Raw genomic sequence first — 12,352 nt, 5'->3', positions numbered from 1 at the left:
GCCCGCTCAGAGCGCGGTGAGATGCCCCGGCGCGGACTTCCGCTCCGGCTGCCGGGGCAGCAGCCCCGGTTCGGCGGACGCCGACCGGGGCTCCAGTGCGAGTACGGCGGCCACGGGATGGTCGTCGTACTCGTGGGGCAGCGGTACGGCCGGGGAGACCCGGGTCAGCAGGACCACACCCCAGGACGCGAGTCCGGCTCCCGTCAGGGCGAGGAGGATGCCGGCCGCGCCGCCCTGGAGGCGTTCGCCCAGCAGGGCCAGGCCGATCGCCGCGGCCGCCACCGGGTTCGCCAGGGTCACCACCGCCAGCGGAGCGCCGAGGCCGCCGCGGTAGGCGGTCTGCGAGAGCAGCAGCCCGCCCGCCGCGAACACCGCGACCAGCAGGGCCACTCCGACCACCTGCATGCTCAGCACCGGACCCGAACGGTCCGTCGCCGCGACCGTCACGGTCTGCGTGAGCGCGGAGGCCACACCCGAGGCGACACCGGACGCCGAGGCGTGCCGCAGACCGGGCTTCGCGCCGCGGCGGGCCAGCAGGCCGATCAGGGCGGAGGTCGCGCCCGCGACCGCCAGCGCCTGGGGAACGCTGAGGACCTGGTCCGGCTGCGGGCCGGACGCCGTGACCAGCAGGGCCGACAGGCCGAGCAGGGTGAGGGCGGTGCCCCGCCACTCGACCGGCGTGACCCGCCGCCCGGCCACGCGGGCGCCCATCGGGACGGCGGCGACGAGGGTGAGGGCTCCCAGCGGCTGGACGAGGGTCAGCGGGCCGTACTTGAGGGCCACGACGTGCAGCAGCGCGGCCGACGCGTTCAGGACGACCGTCCCCCACCAGGAACCGGTGGCGAGCAGGCGCAGCGTGCCGGCGTCGGAGTTGCGCGAGGCCAGCCGCTCCTGGGCCACGGCCGCCGCCGCGTAGGCGACCGCCGAGAACAGGGACAGGACGACGGCGACCAGGGTGGCGCTCATCGGCCGGCTCCGACGAGAACCGGCGCTTCCACGGGGAGCCGGGGCCGGTCGCGGCCCGCCGTCGTCGCCGTGCGGTGCGGGGGACGGATCAGCGCGAGGGTGATGCCGAGCATGGCGGCGGCCACGATCGAGTCCAGCCAGTAGTGGTTCGCCGTGCCCACGATCACCGTCAGCGTGACCAGCGGGTGCAGCAGCCACAGCCAGCGCCAGCGCGAGCGGGTCGCGACGATCAGGCCGATCGCCACCATCAGGGCCCAGCCGAAGTGCAGGGAGGGCATCGCCGCGAACTGGTTGGAGAGGTGGTCGCTGGTCGGCGGGCCGTAGACCGAGGGGCCGTAGACCTTGGCGGTGTCGACCAGGCCGGTCGCGGCCAGCATGCGCGGGGGTGCGAGGGGGAACACGAACGGCAGCACGAGGGCGGCGGAGGTGACCGTCGCGAGGACGCGGCGGGCCCAGACGTAGTGCGCGGGGCGCCGCAGGTACAGCCAGACCAGGAAGGCGACGGTGGCCGGGAAGTGGACGGTCGCGTAGAAGGTGTTCGCGATGTGCACAAGGGTGTCGCTGTGCAGCAGCACCGACTGCACCGAGCCCTCGCCGGGAAGGTGCAGCGTCCGCTCCAGGTCCCACACGTGCCCGGCGTTGTGCAGGGCCTCACGGGTGTGGCCCGTCGCCAGCTGGCGGCCGAACTTGTAGACGAGGAAGAGCCCTGCGACGAGCAGGAGCTCACGGACGAGCGGGGGCCGCGCTATCGCGCTGGTCCCCTTCTCTGCAGGCTCGGTGCGGGCATTCATCCCCCGGCCCCTTCGCTGACGGTGGTGCGTGTGGTGGTGCAGGCAGGGTTTGTGACCCCGCGCGCGGTCCGAACTCATCGGTACGAATTCGTTCCGATACGCCAGTGTACCGATACGAGCGTGTACCGATACGGCGTGGTACCGGTACACTGGCGTATCGATAGCGAAACGAGACACACTGGAGAGCGGACCTCTAGTCCGCGGACCGAGCGAGGAGACGAGCCATGACGTCGCAGGCTGAGGACGCACCGGACACGGTCGCCGCCTCGCGCCGCTCCAAGATCACGCCCGAGCGTGAGCGGGAGTTCTTCGACGCCGTGCTCGAACAGATCCGGGAATGCGGGTACGACTCCGTCAGCATGGAGGGCGTCGCCACCAGCACCCGGTGCAGCAAGTCCACGCTCTACCGGCAGTGGGGGACCAAGCCCCAGTTCGTCGCCGCCGCGCTGCGGGCCAATCGCCGGGTGCACTTCACCGGCATCGACACCGGGTCCCTGGCGGAGGACCTGCGCCAGGCCGCGCGGGCGGCGGGCGCCTGGTCGGCGAAGGACACGAAGCTCGTCTCGGCGCTCGGTCACGCCGTCATCCAGGACAGCGAACTCGCCCAGGCGGTGCGCGAGGCTCTCGTCCATCCCGAGATCGCCGCGCTGGAGGACATCCTGCGCCGCGGTGTGGAGCGCGGCGAGATCGCGCCGGACCACCCGGCCCTGCCGTACGTCCCCGCCCAGATCTTCGGCGTCCTGCGGGCCCGCCCGGTCCTGGAGGGCTGCTACGCCGATCCCGACTACCTGGTGAAATTCGTGGAGGCCGCGGTGCTGCCCGCACTCGGACTCACCTGAGAACCAGGCCGCCGTCCATGGGATGACTGGACGGTGACCTGCTCGCGCCGCACCGTGGGGACGGGGGCGGCGCGCACCCCCCGGCCGGGTGGGGTTCCTCTTGAGCGGAGAGGCGCCCCACCCGGCCGACCGGTGTGCGGGGCCGGATCAGATCTTCTGCCCGTTGTCGCCGGTGCCCGAGGACACCTTGATGCCCGAGGTGATCTCGTCGATGACGGACTGCTTCTGGCCGACGTCGACACCGAAGCGGACCACGACGATCTGGTTCGTGCGGGCGGGCGAGGGGAACGCGAGCGACTCGACGTAGCCGTCGGAACCCTTGCTGGTGACCGCCTTCCAGCGGACCATGTAGCCCTTCTGCCCGGCGACCGTCACGGCCTTGGACGCCAGCACCTCGTGCGAGGTGATGCTGCCGTACGTCGTCCCGCCGTAGGACTCCTTCGCGTTGGCCGCGATGTCCGCCTTCGCGACCTCCTCGGCCGTGCTGCCCTTGGTGCCCAGCACCACCGCGGGCGCGGAGTACGCCCCGCCGTCGGTGCAGGTCTGGGCGGTGTTGCCGGGGCACTTGTACGAGGTGTTCGACGTCACCTGCGCGCCGATCTCGATGACCTGGCCGTACCAGTCGGACGGGACGGGCAGGCTGATCCCGTCGAGCGAGTCGGTCACGTCGCCGCCGGCCGGGACCTTCGGCTGCGCGGACTGGCTGGGCGCGGGCGTCGCGCCGCCGGAACCACCGGAGCCGCCGGAACCACCCGTCCCGCCGGACCCGCCGAAGGGTCCGCCCTGGCCGCCGTTGCCGCCCTGGCCCTCGGGACCGCCCTGACCGCCGGTGCCGCCCTGCCCGTTCGGCGCCTGCTGCGGGTTGGCCTGGTTGCCGTTCCCGCTGCCGTTGTCGGACAGCGCGTACGCGCCGACACCGATGGCGGTCAGCACCGCCACCGCGACGGCCACGGCTATGCCCGTGCGCAGACCGCGGCGCGGCGCGGCCGGGGGCGCGGCGGGATACGCCGGGTACGCCCCGCCGTACGGCGGCTCCGTCGGGGGACCCCATTCACCGGCCGAACCGGCCGGGCGGGTCCGGTCCGTCCATGCCGTGCCGTCCCACCAGCGCTCGGCGGCGGGACCGTCATTCGTCTGCCCGGGATCGGGGTACCACCCGGGGGGAGTCACCTGCGTCATGCCCCTACCGTATGAGGCGTCGGTGAAAGCGGGATGAGAGGATCCGGCTCGCATCCCGGGGAGCGGCGGCCAGGGGCTCCTTCGTCCGGCCCCGGACCAGCCGCGGCCTCACTCCAACACCAGCCGCACAGGCCCCCGTTCGGCCGCCGGAGGCACCGTCCACCCCGCTCTCCCCGGTGTCACGGACCCGAGCACGCTCGGGTGCCGGGCGCCCGTGCTCGCCGGGACCGTGCCCGGGAGGCCGTGGGCCGTCAGGAAGCCGAGGACCGCGAAGGCGTAGGCCTCCTTCGCCGCAGCGGGGAGGCCCAGCTCGTCCGAGGTCCGGAGCGGGACGCCGGCCAGCTCGGCGGCGAGGAGGGCCATCAGGACCGGGTTGCGGGTGCCGCCGCCCGAGGCGACGACCTCCGTCGCGGCCACCGACCGCACCGCGTCCGCGACCGTGCGGGCCGTGAGGAGGGTGAGGGTCGCGATGACGTCCTCGGCGGACAGCGTGCCCAGACCGGCGAGCGCGTCCCGGAGACTGCCGAGGTGGAACAGCTCCTTGCCGGTCGTCTTCGGGGCGGGGAGCGCGTAGTACGGCTCGCTCGACAGCCGCTCCAGCAACGGCTCGTGGACCGTTCCGCGGGCCGCGAGGGCGCCCTCCGCGTCGTAGCCGAGACGCCCGCCGCTGAAGCCCCGGGCCGCCGCGTCGATCAGGGCGCAGGCCGGTCCCGTGTCGAAGGCCGTGCCGTCGGGGGCGGTGAGGTTGGCGATCCCGCCGAGGTTGAGGGCGACCGGGGTGCCCGGACGGCCGCGCAGCCACAGCAGGTCGACGAGGCTGACGAGCGGCGCGCCCTGGCCGCCGGCGGCGATGTCGCGTGGCCGGAAGTCGGCCACCACGGGCAGCCCGGTCGCCTCCGCGATCCAGGCGGGCTGCCCCAGCTGCAGCGTGCCGCGCGCCGCGCCGTCCGCCACCCAGTGGTAGACGGTCTGCCCGTGCGAGGCCACCAACTCGGCCCGCCCGTCGCACAGTTCGGCGTTCGCGCGGACCGCCGTGGCGGCGAAGGCCCGCCCGATCAGCGTGTCCAGCCGGCAGACCTCGGCCAGCGTCGTCGCGGCCGGCGGCAGCGCCGCCGCGAGCGCCTCCCGCAGGTCCTCGTCGTACGGCTCGCTCACCATCCCGAGCGGCTTCAGTACGACGCTGTCACCCACCAGGCGCAGATCGGCCGCCGCCGCGTCGATCGCGTCGTACGACGTCCCGGACATCAGCCCGATCACCCGCATCCGCTTCCTCCCGACTCCCCGTTCCCGCGGGGTTCCTGGTGACGGTGAGCGCGAGCGCGCTCACCGCGCAGGCCGCCGCCGCGTAGTAGGCCGGGACGTCCACGTTCCCGGTCCGCCGCACGCTCTCGGTGATGATGAGCCCGGCACACCCCGAGAAGACGGCATTGGACAGGGCGTAGGCGAGTCCCAGACCGGTGTACCGCACACCTGTGGGGAACATCTCCGCGAGCATCGCCGGACCCGGACCCGCCATCAGCCCCACCACCGCACCCGCCCCGAACACCGACACACCCTTCAGCGTGTCCGAAGTCCCCCCGTCCTGAAGGAGGTCGAGCAGCGGCACGGACAGGACCACCACCAGCGCGGCCCCCGCCAGCATCACCGGCCGCCGCCCCACCCGGTCGCTCAGCAGCCCCGCCGGGAGGATCGTGACCGCGAACCCCGCGTTGGCCAACACCGTGGCCAGCAAGGCCTGTTGGAAGCTCGCGTCCAGCGTGCTCTGCAGATACGACGGCAGCACCACCAGGAAGGTGTAGCCCGCCGCCGCCCACCCCATCACCCGCCCGGCGCCCAGCGCGACCGCCCGGCGGACCTCGCGCGCGGACGGCACCTCCCGCACCGCCCCGCTCCGGAACGCCGGTGTCTCGTCCAGCCGCAGCCGGAGCCACAGCGCGCCGATCCCCATCGGCAGCGTCAGCAGGAACGCCAACCGCCATCCCCAGTCCGCCAGTTGACCGGCGTCGAGGACGGTCGCCAGCAGCGCCGCCACCCCGGCCCCGCCCAACAGCCCCAGCGCCACGGTGAACGACTGCCACGCCCCGTACAGCCCACGCCGTCCCGGCGGCGCGCACTCCGTGAGCAGCGACACCGCACCCCCGAACTCCCCACCCGCGGACAGTCCCTGAAGGATCCTCAGCACCGTGAGGAGCCAGGGCGCGAGGGCGCCGACGGTCGCATACGTGGGCAGGACGCCGATCAGCGTGGTCGCGCCGGTCATCAGCGCGATCACCAGGACCAGCACCGGCCGCCGCCCCACCCGGTCGCCGAGCCGGCCGAACAGCGCGGCGCCGACCGGCCGGAAGAAGAACGCCAGCGCGAACGAGGCGTACGTCCGCACCAGCCCCTCGGCCGCGCCCGCGCCCTCCGGGGTGAAGAACCGCGCCGCGATCACCGTCGCGAAGTAGCCGTAGACCCCGAACTCGTACCACTCGATGAAATTGCCCACCGACCCGGCGACCAGCGCCCGTGCGGCAGGCCTGTCCGGGCATGGTCGGGAATGATCGGAAAACACCTTCATTTAGCGCCTCTTGACCGTTCGTCACGCGCGGGGACACGGCTGACGGACCTCCGTCATCCGTTGTGGCAACAGCTGCCCGGACCGGCCTCCACTTCGGCATCCGGACGGCTAGGCTCAAGGGCTGTACGTCATTCGGGCTACTGGGGAGGTACGGGATGACGGAGGAACGGCCTCCGAAGGCGTCCTCGGCCTCCCTGTGGGAGCGCGAGGACGCGCTCGCCGGTGTGGCGGAGGCGCTCGACGCGCTCTGCGCGGACCGGTCCTCCTCGGGCAGCCTGCTGGTGGTCAGAGCCGAGGCCGGATTCGGCAAGACCGCCCTGCTCGCCGAGACCCGCCGCATGGCCGAGGCACGCGAGTGCGTGGTCTGGCAGGCCCGCGGCGGCGAGACCCTCAAGTCCGTCCCCTTCAACGTCGTACGGCAGTTGCTCCAGCCCGCGCTCATCTCGCTGATGCCCGAGGAGACCCGCGAGTACCTCGGCGACTGGTACGACATCGCGGGCCCCGCCCTCGGCATCACCGAACCCGGCGAGCGGCAGGCGGACCCGCAGGGCGTGTGCGACGGACTGGTCGCCGCGGTGCGCCGCCTCGCCAAGCGCGACTGGCCGCTGGTCCTGCTGATCGACGACGCCCACTGGGCCGACCAGGAGACCCTGCGCTGGCTCGCCGCGTTCGCCGAACGCCTCGACGACCTCTCCGTCCTCATCGTGGTCGCCCGCAGGCCCGGCGAGGTCACCGGCGAGAGCGCCCGCTACCTGGACGCCATTTCCGCCACCGCGGGCCCGCCGACCACCGTCCTGGAGTCCCTCACCCCGACGGCCACCGCCGGGCTCACCCGCGCCACCCTCGGCCCGCACGCCGACGGCGCGTTCTGCCGCGAGGTGTGGGCGGTCACCGACGGCAACCCGTACGAGACCGTCGAACTGCTCGCCAAGGTGAAGGACAGCGGCCTCGCACCCGTCGAGGACTCGGCCGCCGAGCTGCGCGAACTCAACCGCTCCGCGCGCGGCGGCGGACTCGTCGCCCGCCTCGACGACCTGGGCTTCGAAGCCACCCGGTTCGCCTGGGCCGCCGCCATCCTCAGCACCGGCATCTCGGTGAGCCTGGTCGCCAAGCTGGCCACCATGGGCCGCGACGAGGCGGCACGCTGCGCGGAACTCCTGCGCACCGCCCGCATCCTCACCGCACCCGACCCCGCCGCCTCCCAAGCGGGCGCGGGCGAGCTGGAGTTCGTCCACCCGCTGATCGCGAGCGCCGTCTACGACTCCATCCCGGGCGGCGTGCGGACGGCCATGCACGGTATCGCCGCACAGGTCGTCACCGACTCCGGACTCGGCGCCGCCTCCGCCTCACGGCACCTCCTCCAGGTGCACCCGGACGACGACCAGGAACTCGTCGAGCAGCTGCGCGAAGCGGCCCGCGAACACCTCTCCATCGGCGCCCCGGACGCCGCCCGCCGCTGCCTGGAGCGCGCCCTCCTGGAACCGCCGCTCGCCGAGACCCACGCGCGCGTGCTCTACGAACTCGGCTGCGCCACCCTCCTCACCGCGCCCGCCACCACCATCGGCCACCTCCAGACCGCCCTCGGCATGCCCGGACTCGACGGCCACGCACGCGTGGACGCCGTGTTCCGTCTCTCCCAGGCGCTGACCCACAACGACCAGCTGGAGGAGGCCGTCCGCACCGTGGAGGCGGAGGCCGCCCGGCACGAACCCGGCGCCGCCCGGATGCGGCTCCAGGCCGTCCAGTTCATGTGGGAGGGCATCTACGCGGGCGAGAGCTCCTCCCCGGGACGCTCCGAACGGCTCGCCGCACTCGCGGGCACCTGCGCGGGCCGGGACAACTCCGAGCGGGCCCTGCTTATCCTGCGCGGCTTCGACGCCATGACCCACGGCGAGAACGCCGAGGAGGTCGTCGAGCTGTGCGACCGCGCCCTCGTCAACGGACGGCTCGCGCCGGGACTCGGCTGGACCGACACCGAGTGGGGCCTGGAGATCCTCATGATGCTGGCCAGCTCGTACGCCTACACCGACCGCCTCGACCGCGCCGAGAGCCTGTACAACGAAGCCCTGCGCGCCTACGTGTCCGCGGGCTGGAGCGGCGGCCATCTCTCCCTGGCGCACGCCTACATCGGCCTCGGCCACCGGCGGCGCGGCCGTCTCCGCGAGGCCGAGACCTCCCTGCGCGAGTCCCTGCGCCTCGCCGAGCGCGTCGGCCGCGGACTGCCCCTGTACTGGTCGGCCACCTGCAACCTCGTCGACACGCTGCTCGCCCGCGGCCATGTCGACGAGGCCTGGGCGATCGCCGAGCAGTACGGGTTCGCTCCGCCGTACCCGTCCACCATCGTGCTGCCCGATCCGCGCTGCGTGCGGGGCCGGCTGCTGCTCGCCGTCGGCCGTACGAAGGACGGCATCAACGAACTGGAACAGGCCGCGAAGGCGGCGACGGTCCGCGGTCACCACAACCCGGTGCTCGTGCCCTGGGCCGTGGACCTCGCCCGCGCCCTCGCCGTCGAGGACCCGACCCGCGCGGCCCAGCTCGCCTCCGACGCACGCCGCCAGGCCGAGCACTTCGGGACGGACACGGCGATCGGTGAGGCGCTGCGGTGCGCGGCGTCGCTGGAGACGGGCCAGCGGGCGGTACGGCTCGCCGCGCAGGCCGTCGCGTATCTGGAGTCCTCGCCGTGCCAGTACGAGCACGCGGCGGCGCGGGTCGAGTACGGGATCGCGGCGCGGTCCGTCGCGGAGATCAACAGAGGCCTGACGCTCGCGCGTTCGTGCGGGGCGGACGGCCTGGTCACCCAGGCACGGGAGGTGCTGGAGACGGGACGGGGGTTGCGGTGAGCCGTTCGTGGCCTGCGGCCCTGAAGGCACAGGCTGACCGTTGCTTTTGAGGGGCGCGGGGAACTGCGCGACCGGCCACGACGTAGCCGCGGACGACGCTCGACAGACGCCCCCACCCCCTCAGTCGCCCTCTTCGGCCAGAACCCGCTGAGCCACGGCGAACGCCGAGTTGGCCGCAGGCACCCCCACATACACGGCACTCTGCAGGAGAACCGCGCCGATCTCGTCCGGAGTGAGCCCGTTGCGGCGGGCCGCGCGGACGTGCATCTCCAGTTCGTCGTAGTGGCCGTGGGCGATCAGCGCGGTCAGCGTGATCATGCTCCGCTCGCGCCGCGACAACGTGGGATCGGTCCAGATCTCGCCCCACGCGTACCGGGAGATGAAGTCCTGGAAGCGGGCCGTGAACGGCGTCTGCCGGGCCTGGGACCGGTCCACATGGGCGTCGCCCAGCACCTCACGACGGACCTCCATCCCGCGCCTGGCGCCGCCGTCCAGGTGTGCGCGGAGCGCGGTGAGGACCGCCTCCGGGCACTGCGCGGGGGCCAGATGGGAGGCGCCCGGGATCTCGACGAGCGCCGCGCCCGGCACCGCGTCCGCGATCTCCCGCAGATGCGCGGGCGGGGTCGCCGGGTCCGCGCGCCCCGCGACCGCCAGGGTGCGCGCGCCGATCTCGGGGAGCCGCTCGCGCAGATCGAACGCGGCGAGCGCGTCACAGCACGCGGCGTACGCGGCGGGGTCGGCGTCGCGCTGGTCGGCGACCAGCTCCGGGACGGTGAACCCGGGCGTGAACCAACGGGAGTCCGCGCTCTCCACCAGCCAGTCCAGGCCCTCGCTCCGTACCCGCGCGGCCCGTTCCCGCCACGGCTTCGCCCCGTTGAAGTGGGCCGAGGAGCAGATCACGGCGAGCGAGGTGATCCGCTCGGGACGGTGCACGGCGAGGTGCAGGCCCACCGCACCGCCCAACGACACGCCCGCGTAGGCGAATCGGTCGATCCCGAGGGAGTCGGCCAGCGTCAGCACCAGATCGGCGAGGTCTCCGACCGTGGCCCCGGGACCGATCAGTCCGGGCGCCGAACCGCCGTGTCCGGGCAGGTTCCAGCGGATCACCCGGTGCGTGACGGACAGTTCGGGCGCGATGGCGTCCCACAGGGCGTACGACGTGCCCAGCGAGGGGCCGAGGAGGAGCGGGGGAGCGGAGGCCGGGCCCTCGGCACGGAAGGTGAGGAGTTTCTCGGTCAACGTCGCTCCAGCGCACGGTCGGTGAGGGCTCCGGCGGAACCCGTGTAGCGGGCGGGGTCGGTGGGTGCGGAGAGGTCGAGGTCCTTCAACTCCGGCTGCTCGGCGAGCAGTTCGGCCAGAGGACGGCCCTCGGCGTACGCCTGCCGGGCGACCTCCGTGAGCAGCTCCTTCGCCCGGGTCCTGCCCAGCAGCGGCGCCAGCTCGGCGGAGAGCCGCTCGGAGACGATCAACCCGTGGGTGAGATCGAGGTGTTCACGCATCACGTCCGGGTGCACCCGCAGCCCCTCGGTCAGTTCGACGGCGTCGCGCGCCGCGCCGCCGACCAGCCGCAGCAGCTCCCGCAGCGGTTCCCACTCGGCGTGCCAGGCGCCGGCCGGCCGCTCGTCCTCGGCGACCAGCGAGCCGTGGAGGACGGCCGCGAGCTGCGGCGCCCGGCGCGCGGCGGCGGCGATCAGCGTGGCCCGTACGGGATTCGCCTTGTGCGGCATGGCCGACGAGCCGCCGCCGCTGCCCTCGGAGACCTCGGCGATCTCCGTGCGGGACAGCACGAGTACGTCGGCGGCGGCCTTGCCCAGCGCGCCCGCCGCGAAGGCGAGGCACCCGGCGAGATCGGCGATGGGCGTCCGGAGCGTGTGCCAGGGCAACTGCGGTGCCGTCAAGCCGAGTTCGCGGGCGTACGCGTCCGGCAGCGCGAGCGGGTCCGCCGCGCCGTACGCCGTGAAGGCGGCCAACGTGCCCGCCGCGCCGCCGAGTTGGACCGGCAGCGTGTCGCGAACAGCCCGTACCCGGTCCCGTGCGTCGAGCACCAGGGACCGCCACCCTGCCGCCTTCAGCCCGAACGTCGTCGGTACGGCGTGCTGGGTGAGCGTGCGGCCCGGCATCGCGGTGTCGCGGTGGGCGGCGGCCAGCCGGGAGAGCGCCTGTGCCGTGCGGTCCAGGTCGGTCAGGATCAGGTCCAGGGTGCGGGACGCGACCAGCATCGTGGCGGTGTCCATGATGTCCTGGCTCGTCGCACCCCGGTGGACGTACGGGCCGTACTCCTCGCCGACCGCCCGCGTCAGGTCCGCGACCAGCGGGATCACCGGGTTTCCGCCGGCCCTGGACCGTTCCGCGAGGGAGCGTGCGTCGAAGCGGTCCGCGTCGGCCGCGGCGGTCACCGCCGTCGCCGCCTCGGCGGGGGCGAGGCCCAGGGCGGCCTGGGCGCGGGTGAGGGCGGACTCCGCGTCGAGCAGGGACCGCAGAAACGCGGTGTCGCCCGTCGCGGACGCGGCGGCGGAGCCGGTCCACCCGGGGGCGAGCAGGCCGGTGCCCGACGGGTCGTCGACTGTCACTGGAACTCCAGGAACACCGTCTCGCCTTCGCCCTGAAGGCGGATGTCGAAACGGTAGGTGCCCCTGCCCTCGTCCCGCGCGATCAGCGTGTCGCGGCGCGCCGGGTCGAGCCCCGACAGCAGCGGGTCCGCGGCGAGGGCCGGCCCGTCGTCCGGGAGGTAGACGCGCGTGAAGAGGTGCACCAGCAGTCCGCGCGCGAAGACGCACGCGCTGAGGTACGGGGCGCTGCGGCCGCGCGCTCCCGGCCGCAGCGTCCGTGCGTACCAGTGGCCGTTGGCGTCCGTCTGGACGCGGCCCCAGCCGGTGAACTCGACGCCGTTGCGGCCGAGATAGCCGCCGCCGGCCGGGTCGCGCCGGATCGAGCCGTCGGTCGTGGAGACGTTCCCCTCGGGGTCGGGGCCCCAGAGTTCGACGAAGGCGTCGGGGAGCGGTGTGCCCTCGCCGTCGTAGACGTGGCCCTGGACGGTGATCGTGTCCGGGTGCCCGACCGGGGCGATGTCGCCGCCGCCGGGGAAGGGCAGCGCGTAGCCGTAGAAGGGGCCGACCGTGTGCGACGGGGTCGGCAGCACGGACTCCGGGCGGCTGGTGTCGATGGTCGTCATGGCGG

10 protein-coding genes are annotated in these 12,352 nt (G+C 73.8%); 2 read left to right on the top strand and 8 right to left on the bottom strand.

What is annotated here, in order from left to right; all coding sequences use genetic code 11:
• Positions 1–6 precede the first annotated feature (6 nt).
• Positions 7–966, bottom strand: coding sequence for a hypothetical protein (locus tag ACIPTO_RS01310; RefSeq protein ID WP_366311163.1), 960 nt, complete (start codon positions 964–966; stop codon positions 7–9).
• Positions 963–1,757, bottom strand: coding sequence for a phosphatase PAP2 family protein (locus tag ACIPTO_RS01305; RefSeq protein WP_366311161.1), 795 nt, complete (start codon positions 1,755–1,757; stop codon positions 963–965). Before ACIPTO_RS01305 ends, ACIPTO_RS01310 begins: the two co-directional genes overlap by 4 nt.
• Before the next feature lie 224 nt (positions 1,758–1,981).
• On the opposite strand from ACIPTO_RS01305, the gene ACIPTO_RS01300 reads away from it, so the two are divergent.
• A complete protein-coding gene (locus tag ACIPTO_RS01300) occupies positions 1,982–2,596 on the top strand; it encodes a TetR/AcrR family transcriptional regulator C-terminal ligand-binding domain-containing protein (protein ID WP_366311159.1) in 615 nt (204 codons plus the stop codon).
• Between the two features lie 147 nt (positions 2,597–2,743).
• On the opposite strand, the gene ACIPTO_RS01295 is transcribed toward ACIPTO_RS01300, so the two are convergent.
• From ACIPTO_RS01295 to ACIPTO_RS01285, 3 genes are all read right to left on the bottom strand, one after another.
• Positions 2,744–3,775 carry a DUF2510 domain-containing protein gene (locus ACIPTO_RS01295; RefSeq protein WP_366311157.1) on the bottom strand — a complete coding sequence of 344 codons (1,032 nt, stop codon included), beginning with the start codon at positions 3,773–3,775 and terminating at the stop codon, positions 2,744–2,746.
• Positions 3,776–3,883: 108 nt separating this feature from the next.
• The gene (locus ACIPTO_RS01290) at positions 3,884–5,038 is read right to left on the bottom strand and encodes an anhydro-N-acetylmuramic acid kinase (protein WP_401188377.1); all 1,155 of its coding nucleotides are present in this window, start codon (positions 5,036–5,038) and stop codon (positions 3,884–3,886) included.
• Positions 4,959–6,335 carry an MFS transporter gene (locus ACIPTO_RS01285; protein ID WP_401188374.1) on the bottom strand — a complete coding sequence of 459 codons (1,377 nt, stop codon included), beginning with the start codon at positions 6,333–6,335 and terminating at the stop codon, positions 4,959–4,961. Before ACIPTO_RS01285 ends, ACIPTO_RS01290 begins: the two co-directional genes overlap by 80 nt.
• Before the next feature lie 155 nt (positions 6,336–6,490).
• Between ACIPTO_RS01285 and ACIPTO_RS01280 the strand changes: the two genes are divergently transcribed.
• Positions 6,491–9,175 (top strand): ATP-binding protein, encoded by a 2,685-nt coding sequence (locus tag ACIPTO_RS01280; protein ID WP_401188372.1) that lies wholly within the window; start codon positions 6,491–6,493, stop codon positions 9,173–9,175.
• A 120-nt stretch (positions 9,176–9,295) separates the two neighbouring features.
• Here ACIPTO_RS01280 and pcaD read toward each other — a convergent pair whose 3' ends face one another.
• The 3 genes from pcaD to pcaG are packed head-to-tail and all read right to left on the bottom strand — an operon-like array spanning position 9,296 to position 12,347.
• Positions 9,296–10,414, bottom strand: a complete 1,119-nt coding sequence (gene pcaD, locus ACIPTO_RS01275) for a 3-oxoadipate enol-lactonase (RefSeq protein WP_401188369.1) — start codon at positions 10,412–10,414, stop codon at positions 9,296–9,298.
• On the bottom strand, positions 10,411–11,745 hold the full coding sequence (gene pcaB, locus ACIPTO_RS01270) for a 3-carboxy-cis,cis-muconate cycloisomerase (RefSeq protein ID WP_401188366.1): 1,335 nt from the start codon (positions 11,743–11,745) through the stop codon (positions 10,411–10,413). The genes pcaD and pcaB overlap by 4 nt, the downstream gene beginning before the upstream one ends.
• Positions 11,742–12,347 carry a protocatechuate 3,4-dioxygenase subunit alpha gene (pcaG, locus tag ACIPTO_RS01265; protein WP_401188364.1) on the bottom strand — a complete coding sequence of 202 codons (606 nt, stop codon included), beginning with the start codon at positions 12,345–12,347 and terminating at the stop codon, positions 11,742–11,744. The genes pcaB and pcaG overlap by 4 nt, the downstream gene beginning before the upstream one ends.
• Positions 12,348–12,352 lie beyond the last annotated feature (5 nt).

This window comes from Streptomyces sp. NPDC090083 (assembly GCF_044747445.1).
GTDB lineage: Bacteria > Actinomycetota > Actinomycetes > Streptomycetales > Streptomycetaceae > Streptomyces.
This window is presented reverse-complemented; position numbering and strand designations above follow the sequence as displayed.